15 protein-coding genes and 1 pseudogene are annotated in these 19033 nt (G+C 68.8%); 11 read left to right on the top strand and 5 right to left on the bottom strand.

Annotation, left to right across the window (positions count from 1 at the left end; genetic code table 11):
• Nucleotides 1-20: 20 nt before the first annotated feature.
• Nucleotides 21-3440 (bottom strand): ESPR-type extended signal peptide-containing protein, encoded by a 3420-nt coding sequence (locus ACSFBM_RS29205; RefSeq protein WP_435487520.1) that lies wholly within the window; start codon nucleotides 3438-3440, stop codon nucleotides 21-23.
• 492 nt (nucleotides 3441-3932) lie between these two features.
• Between ACSFBM_RS29205 and ACSFBM_RS29200 the strand changes: the two are divergent.
• Together ACSFBM_RS29200 and map are read left to right on the top strand one after the other, a co-directional pair.
• Nucleotides 3933-4169 (top strand): annotated as a pseudogene (locus ACSFBM_RS29200) (ParD-like family protein); the annotation flags it as partial.
• A 110-nt stretch (nucleotides 4170-4279) separates the two neighbouring features.
• Nucleotides 4280-5161 (top strand): type I methionyl aminopeptidase, encoded by an 882-nt coding sequence (gene map, locus ACSFBM_RS29195; RefSeq protein ID WP_435487519.1) that lies wholly within the window; start codon nucleotides 4280-4282, stop codon nucleotides 5159-5161.
• Between the two features lie 15 nt (nucleotides 5162-5176).
• Here map and ACSFBM_RS29190 read toward each other — a convergent pair whose 3' ends face one another.
• Entirely contained in the window at nucleotides 5177-6130 is a 954-nt protein-coding gene (locus tag ACSFBM_RS29190) for an AraC-like ligand-binding domain-containing protein (protein ID WP_435487518.1), read from the bottom strand.
• Nucleotides 6131-6435: 305 nt separating this feature from the next.
• Between ACSFBM_RS29190 and ACSFBM_RS29185 the strand changes: the two genes are divergently transcribed.
• Nucleotides 6436-7068, top strand: a complete 633-nt coding sequence (locus ACSFBM_RS29185; RefSeq protein ID WP_435437533.1) for a response regulator — start codon at nucleotides 6436-6438, stop codon at nucleotides 7066-7068.
• 19 nt (nucleotides 7069-7087) lie between these two features.
• A complete protein-coding gene (locus ACSFBM_RS29180; protein ID WP_435487517.1) occupies nucleotides 7088-8368 on the top strand; it encodes a phospholipase D-like domain-containing protein in 1281 nt (426 codons plus the stop codon).
• On the opposite strand, the gene ACSFBM_RS29175 is transcribed toward ACSFBM_RS29180, so the two are convergent.
• Nucleotides 8365-8784 carry a surface-adhesin E family protein gene (locus ACSFBM_RS29175; RefSeq protein WP_435487516.1) on the bottom strand — a complete coding sequence of 140 codons (420 nt, stop codon included), beginning with the start codon at nucleotides 8782-8784 and terminating at the stop codon, nucleotides 8365-8367. The two genes, ACSFBM_RS29180 and ACSFBM_RS29175, sit on opposite strands and share 4 nt — an antisense overlap.
• A gap of 151 nt (nucleotides 8785-8935) precedes the next feature.
• Between ACSFBM_RS29175 and ACSFBM_RS29170 the strand changes: the two genes are divergently transcribed.
• Nucleotides 8936-9622 (top strand): alpha/beta hydrolase family protein, encoded by a 687-nt coding sequence (locus ACSFBM_RS29170; RefSeq protein ID WP_435487515.1) that lies wholly within the window; start codon nucleotides 8936-8938, stop codon nucleotides 9620-9622.
• 172 nt (nucleotides 9623-9794) lie between these two features.
• The gene (locus ACSFBM_RS29165; protein ID WP_435487514.1) at nucleotides 9795-10301 is read left to right on the top strand and encodes a ferritin-like domain-containing protein; all 507 of its coding nucleotides are present in this window, start codon (nucleotides 9795-9797) and stop codon (nucleotides 10299-10301) included.
• 37 nt (nucleotides 10302-10338) lie between these two features.
• On the opposite strand, the gene ACSFBM_RS29160 is transcribed toward ACSFBM_RS29165, so the two are convergent.
• On the bottom strand, nucleotides 10339-10620 hold the full coding sequence (locus ACSFBM_RS29160) for a hypothetical protein (protein ID WP_435487513.1): 282 nt from the start codon (nucleotides 10618-10620) through the stop codon (nucleotides 10339-10341).
• Nucleotides 10621-10914: 294 nt separating this feature from the next.
• Between ACSFBM_RS29160 and xylF the strand changes: the two genes are divergently transcribed.
• The 4 genes from xylF (at nucleotide 10915) to ACSFBM_RS29140 (ending at nucleotide 15368) form a co-directional block, all read left to right on the top strand.
• A complete protein-coding gene (xylF, locus tag ACSFBM_RS29155; protein ID WP_435487512.1) occupies nucleotides 10915-11937 on the top strand; it encodes a D-xylose ABC transporter substrate-binding protein in 1023 nt (340 codons plus the stop codon).
• Between the two features lie 124 nt (nucleotides 11938-12061).
• Nucleotides 12062-13252: a sugar ABC transporter permease gene (locus ACSFBM_RS29150; RefSeq protein ID WP_435487511.1), complete on the top strand. Its 1191-nt coding sequence runs from the start codon at nucleotides 12062-12064 to the stop codon at nucleotides 13250-13252.
• A gap of 144 nt (nucleotides 13253-13396) precedes the next feature.
• Nucleotides 13397-14203, top strand: a complete 807-nt coding sequence (locus ACSFBM_RS29145) for an ATP-binding cassette domain-containing protein (RefSeq protein WP_435487510.1) — start codon at nucleotides 13397-13399, stop codon at nucleotides 14201-14203.
• Nucleotide 14204: 1 nt separating this feature from the next.
• Nucleotides 14205-15368, top strand: coding sequence for an ROK family transcriptional regulator (locus ACSFBM_RS29140; protein ID WP_435487509.1), 1164 nt, complete (start codon nucleotides 14205-14207; stop codon nucleotides 15366-15368).
• Nucleotides 15369-15372: 4 nt separating this feature from the next.
• Here ACSFBM_RS29140 and ACSFBM_RS29135 read toward each other — a convergent pair whose 3' ends face one another.
• Complete coding sequence (locus ACSFBM_RS29135; RefSeq protein WP_435487508.1) at nucleotides 15373-16686, bottom strand: helix-turn-helix domain-containing protein; 1314 nt, start codon at nucleotides 16684-16686, stop codon at nucleotides 15373-15375.
• Between the two features lie 131 nt (nucleotides 16687-16817).
• Between ACSFBM_RS29135 and ACSFBM_RS29130 the strand changes: the two genes are divergently transcribed.
• Nucleotides 16818-18932, top strand: coding sequence for a PQQ-dependent dehydrogenase, methanol/ethanol family (locus tag ACSFBM_RS29130; protein WP_435487507.1), 2115 nt, complete (start codon nucleotides 16818-16820; stop codon nucleotides 18930-18932).
• The last annotated feature ends 101 nt before the right edge of the window (nucleotides 18933-19033 follow it).

Here is a 19033-nt window from a genome sequence, read left to right as displayed (position 1 = left end):
TGGCCACTCCAGTCAGGTCGTCAGTTCCACTTCCAGCCGATGCCGGCGTTGATGCCCCATTCCTTCCCGGTGGTCGTCACCCCCGCGCCCCACGACATCTTCCCGTCGTCCGACAACGTCTTGAAGGTCAGCGCAAGCGCCGTGTAGCCCTTGTAGCTGCCCAGGCCCACGCCGACCGTCTTCTCACAGGCGTAGAGCGTGGGCAGGTAGGTGCCTGACATTGCAAAGGCCATGGCCGTGCCAGAGTAGGCGACGCGCGCCACGTCGCCCAGCTGGCCCTGCACGCCCTGCAACTGTCCGAGGTTGACCGCATCGCCCGGAAGCACGCCCGGCGCGACGTTGCTCACGCGCGTGCCGATGGGCGCCTGACCGTTGCCCAGCGTGAGCTGGTTGTAGTTGACGGACCCGTCGGGGTTGCTCGCGTACTGCGCGCTGCCGGCGACGACCGCGTTGGCCGTGGCCTTCAGCTGCGCGATGTTGGCCGCGTCGCTGTCGGCCGTGCCGCCGGCCACCCCCGTGATCTGCCGGAACTGCCCGCTCGCCGGGTCGCCCACCGACACCGCCGCCTGCGTGCTGTTGGTCGCGCGGATGGCCATTGCCTGCAGGGGCGTGGCGCTGGCCGGCACATAGGCGGCCACGCCGGCCGCGGCGGACGCCACCGAGCTCGCGCCGATCGCCACGCCGCCGGTCTGCTGCACCACCGCGCCGAAGCCGATGGCCGTGCCTTGCGCCACGGCTGGCGCCTTGCTCAGCGGCGTGCCGCCCGCATCGGCGTTGTCGCCGAGCGCCACGCCGCCCCCGCCCGCGCGCGCGTTGGCACCGATGGCCTGCGAGCCCGTGGCCAATGCGCCGGAGCCGATGGCGATCGCGTTCGCGCCCGTGGCCTGCGCACCGAAGCCCACGGCCACCGCGCCATCGGCGGTGGCCCTGGCGCCGTTGCCGGCCGCGAACGAACGCGCGCCGCTGGCTGTCGACTGCGGGCCTATCGCCACCGCCTCCTGCCCGCTGGCCGTGGCGTCTGCCGCGGTCGAGCTCGCATGGAAGTACTTGGTGCCGGTGTCGTTGATGTTGTTGATCGTCGTGCTGAGGTCGCCGACGTTGCTGTTGGCGGTGCTCAGCCCGGTCGAGAGGCTGTTGAAGCCGGTGCTCGCGCCGATCACGCTCGTGGACAGGCTGCTGAGGCTGCTGTTGGTGGTGCTCAGGCCCGTGGAAAGGCTGCCGATGCCGCTGGACGCGGTGCTCAACCCGGTGGAGGTCGAGGTCGACAGGCTGCCCACGTTGCTGTTCGTCGTGCTCAGGCCGGTGGACAGGCTGGCGAGGCCGCTGGTCGAGCCGCTCAAGCCGGTGGAGAGGCTGGCGATGCCGCTCGTGGCGGTGCTCAGGCCGCTCGATGTGGAAGTCGACAGGCTGCCGACGTTGCTGTTCGTGGTGCTCAGGCCAGTGGAGAGGCTGCCCACATTGCTGTTCGTGGTGCTCAAGCCCGTGGACAGGCTTGTGATGCCACTGGTTGCAGTGCTGAGGCCCGTGGAGGTCGAAGTCGACAGACTTCCTATGCTGCTTGTCGCCGTGCTCAGCCCAGTGGACAGGCTGCCCACATTGCTGTTCGTGGTGCTCAAGCCCGTGGACAGGCTTGTGATGCCGCTGGTTGCAGTGCTGAGGCCCGTGGAGGTCGAAGTCGACAGGCTTCCTATGCTGCTTGTCGCCGTGCTCAGGCCGGTGGACAGGCTGCCCACATTGCTGTTCGTCGTGCTCAAGCCCGTGGACAGGCTTGTGATCCCGCTGGTTGCAGTGCTGAGGCCCGTCGAGGTCGAAGTCGACAGGCTGCCGATGCTGCTCGTCGCAGTGCTCAGCCCGGTCGACGTGGAAGTCGACAAGCTGCCGACGTTGCCGTTGGTCGTGCTCAGGCCGGTGGACAGGCTTGTGATGCCGCTCGTCGCGGTGCTCAAGCCCGCCGACGTGGAAGTCGACAGGCTGCCCACATTGCTGTTCGTCGTGCTCAGCCCCGTCGACAGCGATGCCGTGGTGGTGGAAAGCTGACTGACGTTGACCGCATCCGTTGGCGCACCGCCAGCGGCCACGTTGGTCATCCGGCGCTCGCTGCCGCTGGCGCCGACGGACACCTCGCCTGCCGGCGTCGCGCCTGCGATGGCGGCGCCCGCGAAGGGCGTGTAGGCGGCCACCGCCTGCAGTGCCGCCAGCGAGGCCATGGTCTGGCTCGCGTTGCCCAGCGCCACGCTGTTGGCATAGACGGCGGTTGCGCCGCTGCCAATGGCAACGGCCCCCGCGCCATTGGCGCTGGCGCCCGTGCCGAGCCCGATGGCGTTCGAGGCGGCCGCCGTCGCGCCATCGCCCAGTGCCAGGGTGCCCGCGGCAGCTGCGTTCGAGTTGTTGCCCAGGGCCACGGCCCCCTGTCCGACCGCGTTGTTGGCGTTGCCTATCGCCACGGCGCCATTCGCGGCCGTTGTGCCGTCCGCGCTCCCCGCTGCGGTGTTGTTCGCACCCACCGCGACGGCGCCCGTGCCGTCGGCCGTGTTGGGGTCGCCGATCGCCACCGCGCCGTTGCCGGTGGCCGATTGCGCACGCCCGATGGCCACGGCCCCGCCCGCCGCCGTGCCGGCGTTGGCCGTGGTTGCACCCGAGCCGATGGCCACGTTCTGGCCCGTGGCGCCGCTGACGGTGCCGTCGCCCTGGGCAATTCCGAACGCCGCGTTCACGGTTGCACCGCGCCCCACGGCAATGCCCGAGGTCGCCCCCGCGGCCACTGAAGACTGCCCGCCCACTGCGATGCCGTCCGCGGCGGCGGCCTGCGCGCCCTTGGTGGCGTTGGCACCGATGGCGATCGAGCCCGCGCCCGATGCGGTGGTGGAGTTGGCGATGCTCAGCGGCGTCGTGCCGTTGCCGCCGGCGCCACCGATGGCGACCGAGTTGAGGGCCGAGGCATTCGCCCCGAAGCCCAGCGCCACGCTCGCATTGCCGCCGGCCGATGCCTCGAGGCCGAACGCAGACCCCCAATGCTGGGCCTGCGCCAAAAACCCGAATGCCGCCGAGCCGGGGCCCAGGGCGCTGGCAAAGGTCCCATACAACGTGACGGCGCTGAACCCGCCTCCGTTTGCATTGCATCCCGCGACGGCCGAGTAGGTGCCCGATCCGTCCTGCGTGGGGGTGCCCGTGCCGCCAGGACCGTCGGTCGTCGGGCCCGTGGTTATCCGCCCTGGCTGCCCTGAACTGCCGGTGGTGCACGAGGTGTTCATGGAGATCGCATCGGCCAATGCCGACCGGGGCCAGGCCTGCATCACGAGCAGTGCCGCGGTGGTCACGACCAGCTTCAGGTGCAGGCGGGTGGTGTCGCGGCCGCCCTTGGCGCGCCGCCGGCTGGTCTCGGGAACCGCGACCCAGGCACACAGGGACGAGTTCCAGACCGTCGCAAATATCCTGTTCATGGCACGCCTTCTTTCCACGGTGAGGTCAGCGCTGCATGCGTGCAGCGGCTGTTGGCTCCCTTGAAAGACGTGACCCGCGTGTTTCAGGTGGGGGGCGGACCCCGAGACCTGAGGTTCGATACTCGCGCCGAATCTAGTTCATCGAAACACGGTCTGAAACCTCCAAACAGCCTATCTAGAAAGACGTAGGCCGACACTGGAGAACGGTCTTGCATGCGCGCCCTCCAGACGTAAGGCTGCGGCCGACCGTCCAACCAACCACCTTGCCATCGAAGCAGTCGATCACAGGCGACAGATGGACCTTGCCCGGTGGTCCAGCCACAGGGGTTCACTCCAATCAACAGCCACCGACCGCACCTGTCAAAGCCACCCCGCTTCGCCGCGTGTTCCTGTTCGATGGAGCGGCGGTCTTGTGCGGGAACGGTCCCCAGGGTTTTACAACCGGGACTGCGAACGATATGATTCATATACGTTTCATATATAAATTCCATCATGGGCATCGTCAAGATTTCAGACCTCATGCACGAGAACCTGCGCGTCGCGGGCAATGCGCTGAGCCGTTCCATCAACGCGCAGGCCGAGCACTGGATGCGCATCGGCATGCTGGCCGAACTGCATCCCGCGCTCGATCACCGGGAGATCTGCCAGTTGCTGATTCGCGCCGAGCAGGCCGGCGGCTTCGATCTGGCGACGGTGTCGGCCTCGCTGGCCGCGCCGGTGGCGCCGGCTTCTGCGAAATCTTCGGACCCCTCTGTCCCCCCTGTCCCCTCTGGCCCCTCTGGCCCCTCTGGCCCCTCGGCGCGCCCGGCCGTCGCACGCCGCAAGGCCGGAGCGCCCGCATGAGGGCGGGCGTCTCGCTCAAGTCGCCCGCGGAGATCGCCATGTCCCGCGCGGCGGGCGGCCTCGCCGCGCAGGTGCTGGCCCTGATCGGCGAGCACGTGAAGCCCGGCGTCACCACCGAGGCGCTCGACCGCATCTGCCACAACCACATCGTGAACGTGCAGGGCGCCGTTCCGGCCAACATCGGCTACAACGGCTACCCCAAGACCATCCTCACCTCGGTGAACCAGGTGGTGTGTCACGGCATCCCGTCGGCGCAGAAGGTGTTGAAGAAGGGCGACATCGTCAACATCGACGTGGCGGTCATCAAGGACGGCTGGTTCGGCGACTGCAGCCGCATGTACTTCGTGGGCGAGCCGAGCGCGCTGGCGCGCCGGCTGGTCGACACCGCCTACGAGGCGATGCGGGCCGGCATCCTGCAGGTGCGCCCGGGCGCCACGCTGGGCGACGTCGGCCATGCGATCCAGAGCGTCGCGCACCGCGAACGTTTCAGCGTCGTGCGCGAGTACTGCGGGCACGGCATCGGGCAGGTCTACCACGACGACCCGCAGGTGCTGCACTATGGGCAGCCCGGCCAGGGCCTGCGCCTGGAGGCCGGCATGGTCTTCACCATCGAGCCGATGATCAATGCCGGGCGGCGCGAGACCCGCGAGCTGCCCGACGGCTGGACCGTCGTCACGCGCGACCATTCGCTGTCGGCCCAGTGGGAGCACATGGTCGCGGTGACGCCCACTGGTTTCGAATTGCTCACGGCCTGGCCGGACGGACCGGGGCACTATGCCCCCATTGACGCCCCCATTGACGCCCCCATTGACGCCCCCATTGGCGCCCCCATTGACGCCCCCATTGGCGCCCCCATTGGCGCCCCCTCCATCGCCTGAGGGCGCGGAGCGCCTTCAGTGGTCTCCCGGGCCCGGCAGCAGGCTGCTGGGCGTCACGCCGAAGGCGTTCCTGAACGCCCGCGAGAAGTGCGACAGGTCGTTGAAGCCGCACTGCAGCGCCGCCTGCGACACCTGGTGCACCCGGCCCTCCTCGAGCACGCGGAAGCTGGCTTCCAGCCGCCGCTGCCACACGTGGTGCATGACGGTGGTGCCGTGCGTTGCGAACACCCGCGCCAGCGTGCGCGGCGAAATGTGCACCGCCGCCGCGATGCCGTCGCTGTCGAGTTCGCTGTCGTCCAGGTGGGCGTCGATGTACTGGCCGGCGCGCTGGTAGACCGAGCCGTAGCGCGACCCCTGCGCGCCGTCGGCCCCGTGGCCGTCCTGCATTTCCATGGCGGCGGTTAGCGTGTCGAGGAAAGCGCCCGCCAGCCGCGCCTGCGCCGCGCCCGGCGCGCCGCCCGAGGAAAAGTCGAACGCCTCTTCCGCCATGCGCATCAGCAGGGTGGCCATCGAGCGGCCCTCGGCAATGCGCACCGTGGCCATCGACTCGGCCCGCGCGAAGCGCGACAGCAGCTGCTGCCGCGGCATGCGCACCAGCAGCGCCGAGGCCGGCGCGAGGTGGTGCACGAAAGGGCGCGCCGCGTCGTACAGCACGATGTCGCCCGGGCGCACCTGCACCTCGCGCCCGCCTTGCTGCAGCAGGGCCGAGCCCTCCTGCATCAGCACCGCCACGAAGTCTTCCTCGGGTGCCACGCGCACGTGGTGGGCCGTGCGGTCGAAGGTGTGCGGCTGCGAACTCATGCGGCACACCGTGAGGTTGCCCAGCGTGTGGCCGGTGAGCGAACCCTGGAAGTCGCCCGCATGGCTGAACTTGCCGGCCGCCGGAATCAGGCGCTTGCAGACCGATTCGGCCCAGTAGTCGAGCCTGCGGGAGCCGGAAACGTCCGCTGTCGAGTAGTTGAAGTGCATGGGTGCCTTCCGAAGGAACATGGGCCCTGAGCCGTACGCTGGCTGCTGCAGGTGCAACGCACACCGTCGCAAAAAATGTACCAAAGGCACCTGCCACCCCACCCTTGGCGGATTCCCTTAGCCCCCCCTTCGGGTGGTTGCGCATCGCCCGTGTCCGACGCGAGCGACAGCGAATGCTGCATTGCCGTGCAGGACAAGGCCGCTTCCTGCTTTTCGGGCCTCCCGGGTGCACGGGCCTGTGGCATCGTCCCCACCCTATCGCGCCGAACCGCAGGCGCTCACCGTTCAAGCAGCAGGAGCACACCATGATCAAGATCGGCATCGTTGACGACCACGCCGTCGTCCGCACAGGCCTCAAGGCGTTCTTCTCCACCTTTGTCGATTTCCGCGTCGTCGGCGAGGCCGCCACCGGCCGTGAGGCCATCGATCTCGTGCGCACGGCGGACATCGACGTGCTCGTCATGGACCTGTCGATGCCCGGCCAGAGCGGCATCGACGCGCTCGCCATGGTGCGCGCCAAGGCGCCGGACCTGGGCGTGCTCATCCTGAGCGGCTACCCCGAAGAACACTACGCGGTGAACCTGATCCGCCAGGGCGCCTCGGGCTACCTGAACAAGGAGTGCGAGCCGGAAGAAATCGCCAAGGCAATCCGCACCGTGGCCCTGGGCCGGCGCTACATCTCGCCCTCGGTGGCCGAACTGCTGGCCGGCCAGCTGGAGCGCAAGGACAACGCGCCGCCGCACAAGCATCTCTCGGAGCGCGAGTTCCAGGTGTTCCTGAAGCTCGCCAAGGGCGAGTCGGTGGGCTCCATCGGCGAGGCGCTGTCGCTCTCGGTGAAGACCATCAGCACCTACCGCACGCGCCTCATGGAGAAGATGAACCTGTCCACCAACAGCGACCTGACGTACTACGCGATCAAGACGCAGCTGATCGACTGAGCAGGCGCGGCGTCCTGACGTGCTCCATCGAGGGACGCTCAAGGCAGTCGTCTGGACCGTCGTCCTGACGCTGGCCGCCACGCTGCTGGTGCTCAACCTGAGCAGCGGCGAGAAAAAGCTCGACGAGCAGGTCAAGCGCGAATATGCGCTGCACGACGCCCAGTACCAGCGCGCGCTGGGCGTGATGCTCGGGCCGCCCATCACCGGCGGCAACCGCTTCGAGGCACTGCAGAACGGCGACCAGATCTTTCCGCCGATGCTCGCCGCCATCCGCGGCGCGCAGAAGAGCATCACCTTCGAGACCTACATCTACTGGTCGGGCGACATCGGCCGCACCTTCGCCGACGCGTTGTCCGAGCGCGCCCGCGCGGGCGTCAAGGTGCACGTGCTGCTCGACTGGGTCGGCAGCGCCAAGGTCGACGCCGACTTCATCCGCGAGATGGAAGGTGCCGGCGTGGAGATCCGCAAGTTCCACAAGCCCAGCTGGTACGACATCGCCCGCATGAACAACCGCACCCACCGCAAGCTGCTGGTGGTGGACGGGCGCACCGGCTTCACCGGCGGCGTGGGCATCGCGCCCGAGTGGACCGGCCATGCGCAGGACCCGGACCACTGGCGCGACTCGCACTACAAGGTCGAGGGGCCGGTGGTCGCGCAGATGCAGGCCGTGTTCATGGACAACTGGGTGAAGGTGTCGGGCGACGTGCTGCACGGCGAGCGCTACTTTCCGGCGCTGCCTGCCGTGGGCGAGGGCCGCGCGCAGGTGTTCAGCAGCTCGCCCTCGGGCGGCAGCGAGAGCATGCACCTGATGTACCTGCTGTCGATCGCCGCGGCCACCAAGACCATCGACCTGTCGAGCGCCTATTTCGTACCCGACGACCTGACCGTGGGCGCCCTGGTGGCGGCCATGAAGCGCGGCGTGCGGCTGCGCATCATCACGCCGGGGCCGATCATCGATTCGCAGACCGTGCGCGGCGCCTCGCGCGCGGCCTGGGGGCCGCTGCTGGAAGCGGGTGCGCAGATCAGCGAATACCAGCCGACCATGTTCCATTGCAAGGTCTTCACGGTCGACGGTCTGCTGGTGTCGGTGGGCTCCACCAACTTCGACAACCGGTCGTTCCGCCTGAACGACGAGGCCAACCTCAACATCTACGACGAGGCCTTCGCCGCCGCGCAGACGGTGCAGTTCGAGGCCGACCTGAAACAGTCGAAGCGCCTCACGTACGAACAGTGGCAAGACCGCCCCCTGCACGAGAAGGCGATGGAGCAGCTGGCCGCGCTGTTGTCGGCGCAGCTTTAGCTGGTGCGCGGGCGGCAGGCGGCACGCACGATGCGCGCGGTCGGGTTCGGCTTCATGTCGCGAAACGCCACGGGCTTGGGCGCATCGGTGTAGTCCGCCTCATGGTGCGGCTTGCCCTGCCACCGCGGCTCGATGTAGTAGCGGGCCGCCACATAGCTGGCGCGGCCTGCCTGGCAGTCGAACACCACGCGCGACTCGTACGAGCGGTAGGCAATGCCGTCCCAGTTCAGGCGCTTGGCCGCGCGGTTCACGCGCAGGTTCATCGCCTTCGGGCTTTCCAGGGACGCGACCCTGTCGGGATCGACCTGGACGGTGTCTGCCACCTCGTCCAGCGGATCGCCCACCACCGTGAACCAGCCCGGCTGCGCATGCGCCACGCAGCCGACCATGCCGATCGCCATCAACCAGTGCCTCACGACCGTGACTCCAGAAAAGTCCCAAAAAGCCGGTTGGGAATCCGGTGCGGAAACATCAATTTACAGCGAACGGGGCCCGGCGCGTGTCGGACGGCGCCGAAGGCGGCGCTCCACGACCGCATCGCTTCGGCATCTTCGGCAAACTAGGGCTGTGACCACCACCCAGAAGCTCTCCATTGCCGTGGCGCCGGGCATCGCCGTGTCCGCCCTCGCCGTGTCCCCGCCGACGCCGGAGGCCTGCTGCGTGCTCGCGCACGGCGCCGGCGCGGGCATGACGCATCCGTTCATGCACGCCGTGGCCGAGGGGCTTGCGCAGCGCCGCATCGCCACGTTGCGCTACCAGTTCCCCTACATGGAACAGGGCAGCAGACGCACGGACGCGCCGGCCCTGGCGCATGCAACCGTGCGCGCGGCGGTGGCCTGCGCGTCGGCACGTTTCGAAGGCTTGCGGCTCTTTGCCGGCGGCAAGTCCTTCGGCGGCCGCATGACCTCGCAAGCCCAGGCGCTGGCGCCGTTGCCCGGCGTGCAAGGCCTGGTGTTTCTCGGTTTTCCGCTGCACCCGTCGGGCAAGCCCTCCGCCGCCGCGGCACGGGCGGCGCATCTGCAGGACGTCGAGCTGCCGATGCTCTTCGCGCACGGCCCGCGCGACGCGTTGGCCGAATCCGACGCGTTCAGCGCTGCCACGCAGGCGCTGGGTGCCATGGCCACCGTGCTGGAAATCGATGGCGCGGACCACGGGTTCCACGTGCTGAAGCGTTCCGGGCGCACCGACGAAGAAGCGCTCGACGACCTGCTCGACGGCATCGCCGTGTGGATGCAGGCCTGGCGCATCGGCTGATTCCGGGTCGCACGCGCGGGGTCGTCCTTCGCCTACGCCCGGTTGCCCGATGGGACGACGCCGGTGCGACGCGAACCTTTCAACCATGGGTCTTCGATCAGCCACACAACAACGAAAGGCTGAAACCCCAACCCTTCCTGTCACGCAGACAGGCAACCAAAGGACTCCAGACATGGCTTACAACGACACCACCGCAGACACCCTCAACACCGGCCCCGTGCTCGCCAACGACGACGTCGTGGGCGTGCTGAACGACCTGCTCGAAAACTCCCGCGACGGCGAATACGGCTTTCGCGCCTGCGCCGAGGAAGTGAAGAGCCCGGCTGCCAAGCAGCTGTTCGCCAGCCGCGCCGAAGAATGCAAGAAGGCCGAGGCCGAACTGGTCGCGCTGGTCAGGGCCTATGGCGGCACACCCGCCGACGGCGGCACCGCCAGCGGCGCACTGCACCGCGGCTGGGTGCATGTGAAGGGCTCGCTGGGCGCCAACAGCGAACTGTCGATCCTCGAATCGTGCGAACGCGGCGAAGACACGGCCGTGGCGCGCTACCGCAAGGCGCTGAAGCAGAACCTGCCGGCCGATGTGCGCAACGTGATCTCGGTGCAGGCCGAAGGCGCCCAGCGCAACCACGACCAGATTCGCGACCTGCGCAACGCCGCACGCACACGCGACGCTTCGTGATCCATCGCAGGCACGGCGGCTCGCGCCGCCACCTGCTTCAGGAATAGGCCGGGGTTCCCCGGCCTTTTTCATGGGCGTTGCCATGTGCACCCTCGCCGGGGTAGCGCACGCGCTGCAGTTCCTCGAAGCCCTTCTGCGTCACGGCGAGAACCTGCACCACACGCAGGCCCGGCATCTTTTCGATGTCGGCGGCCGAGGGCACCAGTGCGAGCACGAAGCCGGCGGCGCGCAGCTTCAACACCGCATCGACGTCCTTCGACGAAGACATGACGAGGGGCAGCCGCGAGGCGGCAATCTGCTTGAGCATTTCGGTCGACATGGGGCTTTCCTTCTGGTTGGGCTGCGTGGGAGTGGGTCTGGCGGATGCGAAACATACCGGCCGCCCCAGGCGCCCTGCGTAGGACCGCATCCAGCCGCGCGCAGGCAAAACGCGCAGCACGAAACGCACTGCCGCAAGCGCCTTGGCGATGTCCTCGACATGCCCTCCCGCCGCTCCGGGAATTCCCGGATGCCCAGAGTCCTGCCGCGATGGGATAGTTAGTTCGCCCTTCAAACTAACTAATTTCTTACACGGTTGATGGCTGCGGGGCGCACCAACACTGGAGAGACATCGATGCAACTGAAACACACCCTGGCCGCCATGGCCTTCGGTTTCACGGCCGTGGGCGCCATGGCGCAGACCGTGGTCGGCGTGAGCTGGTCCAACTTCCAGGAAGAGCGCTGGAAGACCGACGAGGCCGCCATCAAGGCCCAGCTCGAGAAGCTGGGCGCCAAGTACATCAGTGCCGACGCGGGCGGCTCGCCCGAGAAGCAGCTGGGCGACATCGAGGGCCTGATGGCCAAGGGCGCCAAGGCGCTCATCGTGCTGGCCATGGACAAGGACGCCATCCTGCCCGCCGTGACCAAGGCCACGCGCCAGAAGGTGCCGGTGGTGGCGTATGACCGCCTCATCGAGGCGCCGGGCGTGTTCTACATCACCTTCGACAACGTCGAGGTCGGCCGCATGGAAGCGCGCGAGGTGCTCAAGGTCAAGCCCAAGGGCAACTACGTGATCATCAAGGGCTCGCCGAGCGACCCCAATGCCGACTTCCTGCGCGCGGGCCAGCAGGAGGTGCTCGACGCCGCCATCAAGAAGGGCGACATCAAGATCGTGGGCGACGAATACACCGAAGGCTGGAAGCCCGAGGTCGCGCAGAAGAACATGGAGCAGATCCTCACCAAGAACGGCAACAAGGTCGACGCGGTGGTGGCGGCCAACGACGGCACGGCCGGCGGTGCGGTGGCCGCGCTCACGGCCAAGGGCCTGCGCGGCATTCCGGTGTCGGGCCAGGACGCCGACTTCGCCGCGCTCAACCGCATTGCGCTGGGCACGCAGACCGCGACCATCTTCAAGGACTCGCGCGAACTCGGCCGCGAAGCCGCCTCGGCAGCCGTCGCCATGTCGCAGGGCAAGCCGGTCGACAAGGCCGCGACCTGGGCCAGCGGCCCGAAGAAGGTCTCGCTGCAATCGCACCTGCTGACGCCCGTGCCCATCACGCGCGACAACCTCGACGTGGTGGTCAAGGCCGGCTGGATCAAGAAGGACGAGCTCTGCAAGGGCGTGACGGGCGCGAGCGCGCCCGCAGCCTGCAAGTAATGCAACCGGCGCGATCGTCCTGAAGGCGGCGCGTCTCTCCATCCCCGCAACACAGCTGCTGGCCGGCCCGCAAGGGCCCGGCGGGTGGCCGGTTGCGCACCTGTAGTCCCGAGGGGGTTTGAAAATGAGCGATCCGACACCGGGTTGGTGGCGCCGCACGGGCATCGACCTGCGGCTGGTGCTGATGTGCTTGCTGCTGGTCGTCATGGCCGTGGTGTTCAGCGTGATGTCGGGCGGCGTGTTCCTCTCGCCCGAGAACCTGTACAACGTGGCGCAGCAGACGGCGGTGGTCGGCATCGTGTCGACCGTGATGGTGCTGATCATCGTGGCGCGCCACATCGACCTGTCGGTCGGCTCGGTGATGGGCTTCGTGGGCGTGCTCATCGCCTACCTGCAATACACCTCGGGCTGGTCGTGGCCCACGGCCTGCCTTGCGGGCCTGGCCGTGGCGCTGCTGGTGTCCGTCTACCAGGGCTGGCTCACGGCGGTGCTGGGCGTGCCTTCCTTCGTGGTCACGCTGGGCGGCCTCATGTCGTTTCGCGGCGCGGCCTTCCTGGTGGCCGACGGCAAGACGCAGCCGGTGAACGACGAGTTCTTCCAGCGCCTGGGCGGCGGCTACGACGGCGGCATCGGCGTCACGGCCAGCTGGATCATTGCGGGCCTGGTCACGCTGGTGCTGTTCGCGCGCATGGTGCACAAGCGCCGCGCGCGCGCCCGCCACGACATGCCCAACGAGCCGCTGTGGCTGGAGGTGGTGCTCACGGCGGTGCCGGCGGCGGTGGTCATTGCCTTCGCGGCGGTCATGAACCACTACAAGATCGATTCGAAGGACGCGCCGCAGGGCATTCCGATTCCGGTGCTGATCTGGGCGGTGGTGGCGATCGTGCTGTCGTTCATCGTGCACCGCACCCGCTTCGGGCGCTACATCTTCGCGATGGGCGGCAACCCCGATGCGGCGGCGCTGGTGGGCATTCCGGTCAAGCGCGTCACGCTGATGCTGTTCGCGTTGCTGGCGGTGCTGGTGACCATCGCGGCCATCGTGTCGATCGCGCGGCTCAACGCGGGCACCAACTCGCTGGGCACGGGCATGGAGCTGTACGTGATTGCGGCGGCCGTCATCGGCGGCACGGCGCTGGCGGGCGGCAGCGGCTCGATCTTCGGCTCGGTGCTGGGCGCGCTGATCATGCAGTCGCTGGACAGCGGCATGCTGCTGCTCGACGTGCCCATCGGCAAGCGCATGGTCATCATCGGCCAGGTGCTGATCGTCGCGGTGGTGTTCGACGTGCTGTACCGGCGCAAGTTCGGGGAGAACTGAAGTGAAGCCCACCCCCGTTTCCTGCTCACTTCGTGTAGCGGCATCCCCCCTCAAGGGGGCGCACCCAGCGGCCCGGCAAAGCCGGTTCCGCGGGTGCCCCCGAACAGGCCTCGCTGCGCGGGCCAACCGTAGGAAAGAGTCGCAATGAGCACCCTCCCGGACACGACGAAACCCCTCGTCGAACTGCGCGAGATCCGCAAGTCCTTCGGCGGCGTCAAGGCCGTGGACGGCGTGAGCGTCAACCTCTACCCGGGTGAAGTGGTGGCCTTGCTGGGACACAACGGTGCAGGCAAGTCCACGCTCATGAAAATGCTCGCGGGCGCCTACCCCATCGACTCCGGCGACACGCTCATCGCCGGCGAGAAGGTCAGCATCCGCAGCCCCGCCGAAGCCCAGTCGCAAGGCATCGAGACCATCTACCAGACGCTGGCGCTGGCCGACAACCTGGACTCCGTGTCGAACCTGTTCCTCGGCCGCGAGAAGATGACCCGCTGGAACACGCTGGACGACCATTTCATGGAAGTGCAGGCGCGCAAGGTGTTCCAGCGCCTGAACAAGAACTTCACCAACATCCGCATTCCGGTGCGGCGACTGTCGGGCGGGCAGCGGCAGGTGGTGGCCATTTCGCGGGCGCTGTACTTCAACGCGCGCATCCTCATCATGGACGAGCCCTGCGCCGCCCTCGGCCCCGAAGAAACCGCCATGGTCGGGCGGCTCGTGAAGCAGCTGAAGGACGACGGCGTGGGCATCTTCCTGATCACCCACGACATGCCCGACGTGTTCTCGCTGAGCGACCGCCTCGCCGTCATGAAGAACGGCAAGCTCGTGGGCACCTACCGCACCGCCGACGTCACCGAAGACGAAGTGCTCGGCATGATCATCGCGGGCAAGCGGCCCGAGGGCAGGGAGCAGGCGCCTCACGCAGCCACGGCGAAGGCGACGGCGGCCTGATGTGACCACCATCGGCGACCAGCAGCTGCTCAAGCGCATGAACCGCAGCGTGCTGCTGCGGCTGCTGCGCGCGCAGTCCGGTTTGTCGCGCGCACGGCTCGCCAGCGAGAGCGGTCTCACCAAATCGACCGTGAGCCTGCTGGTGCGCGAACTGCTCGACGAGGGCTGGCTGAAGGAATCCGATGCGGCCGTGAACGACGGGCTGGGCCGCCCCTCGACGCCGCTGCAGATCAATGTCGGCGTGCGCGCGCTGATGGGCGTGGAGATCGCCGTCGAAACCGTGCGCCTCGTGTGCGTCTCGCTGCAGGGCGAGGTGCTGTACGCGGACACCCACGCGCTGACCGACGGCTCGCCGGCCGGCGTGTGCGCGCAGGTCGCGCGCATGGCGTCGGCCGCCCACGCGCAGCTGAAGAAGCTCGCGCTGCGCCTGTCGAGCATCGGCGTGTGCGTGCCCGGCGCGGTGGACGACTGCACCGGCGTGGTCCGCTTCGCGCCTAACCTCGGCTGGCGCAACGTGAGCCTGCTGCCCGAGCTCGAGAAGGCCTTTGCCGCCGTCGGCCTGCCCGGCGTCACGGTGCAACTGCAGAACGACGCCGACGCTGCCGCGCTCGGCGAGTACGAGTTCGCGGCCGGTGCCGGCAAGGACGGCGAAGACCCGCTCATCTTCGTCAACTGCGACGTGGGCGTGGGCGCGGGCGTGGTGTTGAACGACCGGCTCTTCACCGGCGCGCAGGGCATGGCGGGCGAGATCGGCCACACCATCCTCGAGCTCGACGGGCCGCTGTGCTCGTGTGGGCGCCGCGGCTGCGCCGAGGCCTTCTTCGGCTCGCGCGTGCTGGAACGCCCGGGCGCCGACATGCCGCGCGCCGCGGCCTTCTTCGGCGTGCTGCTGCAGAACCTGTGGGTCACCTTCAATCCGCGCGCGATCGTGCTGGGCGGCAAGGCGTGCGCGGACCATCGCGGCTTTGCGCAGGCGGCGTTCGAAAGCGTCAAGCGCCATGCGGACGGCGCGGGCATGCCGCCGCCGGAGCTGCGCACCTCGCGCTACGACGCGCTGGCGCCCGCGGTGGGCGCCGCCGCATTGGCCTTGCACGAGTACTTGCGGCCGCTGCAGCCCGACGCGAAGGCGCGCCGCGCGCGTGCGCTGGCCCGCGCGGCGGTCTGATCCTTCAATCCGGAGCCGGCGCGGCGCCGCCTTCCCCTTCCTCGCGTTCCTCCCCATCGCGCCAGCCGCGCAGCCGCCGGTAGAGCGTGCCGCGCGACACGTTCAGCTGCCGCGCCGCCTGCGACACATTGCCGCCGTGCGCCGCGAGCGTGTCCTCGATCAGCTTGCGGCTGTGCGCGCGCAGCGTTTCTGCGTGCGCGGCGTGCGCGGCGTGCGCCACGGGCGCCACGGGCGCGCTGCCGCCGCCGCTTGCGCCGGCCTCGGCGGCCATCGCATGCGCGCCGCGTTCGATGCCGATCGGTGCCGCCTCGCCCGGCATCGCCACCGCGTGCCGAAAGTCCACGCCGTCAGAGCCCTTCAGGTGCGCCTGCACCCACACGCCCAGGCCGCTCGCCAGCCGCAGGGGCTGCGCCGCCTCGCATCGGCCGGGCCGTCCCAGCCGCAGCAGGCTCGCCAGGTCGTGCCCCAGCAGGCATTCGACGTCGCGCTCGTGCGCCGCCTCGGGCAGCCGCCCCAGCAGCCGCGCGCCCGCGTTGTTGAGCCATGCGATGGTGCCGTCGGGCGCGATGCCCGCCAGGGCTTCGAGCGGCGTGCCCAGCAGCGTGGGGCTGGCCTGGAAACGCAGGATCAGGTGGTCGCGCGACTGCGCCTGCAGCAGCCGGTTCTCGATGGTCGTGGCATAGAGCGCCACCACCGACGCCGCGTCGAAGCCGAAGCGCCGCGCCTCGGCCGTGAGGTCGAGCACGCCGGCGAGCTGCCCGTTCACGCCGCGGATCGGCGCGGCCGCGCACTGCATGTGGCACAGCACGTCGAAGTAGTGCTCCGCGCCGTCCACCGTGCAGGCCTGGCCGGTGCTCGCCACGATGCCCGGCGCGGTGGTGCCGACGATGCGCTCGGAAATGTTCACGCCCACGCGCGCCGTCTTGCGCAGCACCGGCTGGTGCGCGGCGGCGGGCTGGTCGGTGACGTGCACCACCACGCCTTCGCTGTCGGTCAGGATCACGCGGCAGTCGGTGCCCGCGAGCATGTTTTCCATCTGCGCGAGTTCTTGCCGCGCCACCTCGAGCAGCTCGCGGTTGCGCGCCAGCGTGGCATGCAGCCGGCTCGGCGTGACGGCGTCGAAGGGCACGATGCGCTGGCGGTCGGCGTGCGTGCGGCTGCAGCGCAGCCACGACTGGATGACCGCCTCGCCCACGAGGCCCGAGGGGCGCACGCCTTCCTCGAAGAACTGCTGCCGCGCGAGCGCCACGCGCTGCGCCGGCGTGCTGGCAAAGAGCTGGCGCGGCGCATCCGCCGTGCCGATTCTGTCGAGGGCCATGGGTTCGTTGCCTCCCGGTTCGGGACCAGCGTCGAATGTGTTCCGCAATGGAACATCGCCGGACTGGGGAAATCCCCAAGATGAAGGCAAGGCCCGCGCGAACGATCCTTGCGGCACAAAGGAGACCTGCGATGACAAAAACACCCACCGGGCTGCTCGTGCTCGCCGGCGCGTTGCTGTGCCTGGGCGCATCGACCGCGGCCACGGCCCAGAACGCCCAGGACCGGGCCGCCGCCGCCACGAAACGCGTCGACGGCGGCTTCATCCGCGCCAATGCCGCGCAGAAGAAAACCCCCGACTGGCCCAGCGTCGGCCTCGACTACGCCGAGTCGCGCTTCAGCAGGCTCGACCAGGTGAACGCGGCCAACGTGAAGGACCTGGGGCTGGTCTGGTCGTACAACCTCGAGTCGACGCGCGGCGTGGAGGCCACGCCGCTGGTGGTGGACGGCATCATGTACGTCACCGCCTCGTGGAGCGTGGTGCACGCCATCGACACCCGCACCGGGCAGAAGCTGTGGACCTTCGATCCGCAGGTCGACAAATCGAAAGGCTACAGGGGCTGCTGCGACGTGGTGAACCGCGGCGTGGCGCTCTACGAGGGCAAGGTCTACGTGGCGGCCTACGACGGCCGCCTGATCGCGCTCGACGCGGCCACCGGCCAGACGGTGTGGGAGAAGAACACGCTCGACGGCCAGAAGGGCAGCTACACCATCACCGGCGCGCCGCGCGTGTTCAAGGGCAAGGTCATCATCGGCAACGGCGGCGCCGAGTACGGCGTACGCGGTTTCGTGACCGCCTACGACGCAAAGACGGGCGATCAGAAGTGGCGCTGGTTCGTGGTGCCCGGCGACCCGGGCAAGCCCTTCGAGGACGCATCGATGGCGCGCGCCGCCAAGACCTGGGACCCGAGCGGCAAATACTGGGAGGCCGGCGGCGGCGGCACCGCATGGGACAGCTTTGCCTTCGACCCCGAGCTCAACCTGATGTACGTGGGCACCGGCAACGGCTCGCCGTGGTCGCACAAGGCGCGCAGCCCCAAGGGCGGCGACAACCTCTACCTGGGCTCGGTGGTGGCGCTGGACCCGGACACCGGCAAGTACAAGTGGCACTACCAGGAGACGCCCGGCGACAACTGGGACTACACCTCCACGCAGTCGATGATCCTGGCCGACGTGAAGCTCGACGGCAAGCCGCGCAAGGTGCTGCTGCATGCGCCGAAGAACGGCTTCTTCTTCGTCATCGACCGCACCAACGGCAAGTTCATCTCGGCAAAGAACTTCACCGAAGTGAACTGGGCCACCGGCTACGACAAGAACGGCCGGCCCGACGTGGTGGCGTCCGCGCGCGACGGCACCAAGCCCAACGACGCCATCCCCGGCCCCTTCGGCGCGCACAACTGGCACCCGATGTCGTTCAACCCGCAGACCGGCCTGGCCTACCTGCCCTCGCAGCATGTGCCGATCAACCTGATGGACGACAAGGACTGGAAGTTCAACGAGGACGTGCCCGGCCGCCCGCATTCCGCGCTGGGATGGAACACGGCCAAGTTCGCCAACGCCGAGCCGCCCAAGAGCAAGCCCTCGGGTCGGCTGGTGGCCTGGGACCCGGTGACGCAGAAGGAGGCCTGGGGCGTGGACTACGTGTCGCCCTGGAACGGCGGCACGCTCACCACCGCCGGCAACCTGGTGTTCCAGGGCACGGCCGACGGCCGCCTGCTGGCCTACAACGCCAAGACCGGCGAGAAGCTCTGGGAAACGCCCACCGGCACCGGCGTGGTGGCGGCGCCCTCGACCTACATGGTCGACGGCAAGCAGTACGTGTCGGTGGCCGTGGGCTGGGGCGGCGTGTACGGCCTGGCGCAGCGCGCCACCGAGAAGCAGGGCCCGGGCACGGTCTACACCTTCGCGGTGGGCGGCACCGCCAAGATGCCGGACTTCGTGCAGTACCGCATGGACAAGCTGGTGCAGGGCGTGAAGTACGACCCCGCCAAGGTCCAGGCCGGCACCATGCTCTATGTGAGCAACTGCGTCTTCTGCCACGGCGTGCCGGGCGTGGACCGCGGGGGCAACATTCCCAACCTCGGCTACATGGACGCGGCCTACATCGAGAACCTGGACAAGTTCATCCTGAAGGGCCCGGCCATGGCGCGCGGCATGCCGGACTTCACGGGCAAGCTCTCGGGCGACGACATCGAGAGCATCAAGGCCTTCATCCAGGGAACGGCGGACGCCGTGCGGCCGAAGTAGAAAAGCGCGTGGACGTGGAAGAACGCCGGCGGCGAGCATCAACAAAAAAGCCGCCTGGCCCCGGGGGGCTCAGGCGGCCTTGCGGCTGCGCGTGTGGAAGA

It is taken from the genome of Variovorax pasteuri (assembly GCF_051216435.1).
Lineage (GTDB): Bacteria > Pseudomonadota > Gammaproteobacteria > Burkholderiales > Burkholderiaceae_C > Variovorax.
The sequence above is the reverse complement of the archived record's forward strand: the minus strand, read 5'-3'. Positions and strand labels throughout refer to the sequence as shown.

Excerpts from the sequence above, each read along its gene's own strand:
- ACSFBM_RS29145 (WP_435487510.1), top strand. The coding sequence starts at position 13,397 with ATGAGCACCCTCCCGGACACGACGAAACCCCTCGTCGAACTGCGCGAG.
- xylF (WP_435487512.1), top strand. The coding sequence starts at position 10,915 with ATGCAACTGAAACACACCCTGGCCGCCATGGCCTTCGGTTTCACGGCC.
- ACSFBM_RS29165 (WP_435487514.1), top strand. The coding sequence starts at position 9,795 with ATGGCTTACAACGACACCACCGCAGACACCCTCAACACCGGCCCCGTG.
- ACSFBM_RS29130 (WP_435487507.1), top strand. The coding sequence starts at position 16,818 with ATGACAAAAACACCCACCGGGCTGCTCGTGCTCGCCGGCGCGTTGCTG.
- ACSFBM_RS29160 (WP_435487513.1), bottom strand. The coding sequence starts at position 10,620 with ATGTCGACCGAAATGCTCAAGCAGATTGCCGCCTCGCGGCTGCCCCTC.
- ACSFBM_RS29205 (WP_435487520.1), bottom strand. The coding sequence starts at position 3,440 with ATGAACAGGATATTTGCGACGGTCTGGAACTCGTCCCTGTGTGCCTGG.
- ACSFBM_RS29150 (WP_435487511.1), top strand. The coding sequence starts at position 12,062 with ATGAGCGATCCGACACCGGGTTGGTGGCGCCGCACGGGCATCGACCTG.
- ACSFBM_RS29135 (WP_435487508.1), bottom strand. The coding sequence starts at position 16,686 with ATGGCCCTCGACAGAATCGGCACGGCGGATGCGCCGCGCCAGCTCTTT.
- map (WP_435487519.1), top strand. The coding sequence starts at position 4,280 with ATGAGGGCGGGCGTCTCGCTCAAGTCGCCCGCGGAGATCGCCATGTCC.
- ACSFBM_RS29190 (WP_435487518.1), bottom strand. The coding sequence starts at position 6,130 with ATGCACTTCAACTACTCGACAGCGGACGTTTCCGGCTCCCGCAGGCTC.
- ACSFBM_RS29185 (WP_435437533.1), top strand. The coding sequence starts at position 6,436 with ATGATCAAGATCGGCATCGTTGACGACCACGCCGTCGTCCGCACAGGC.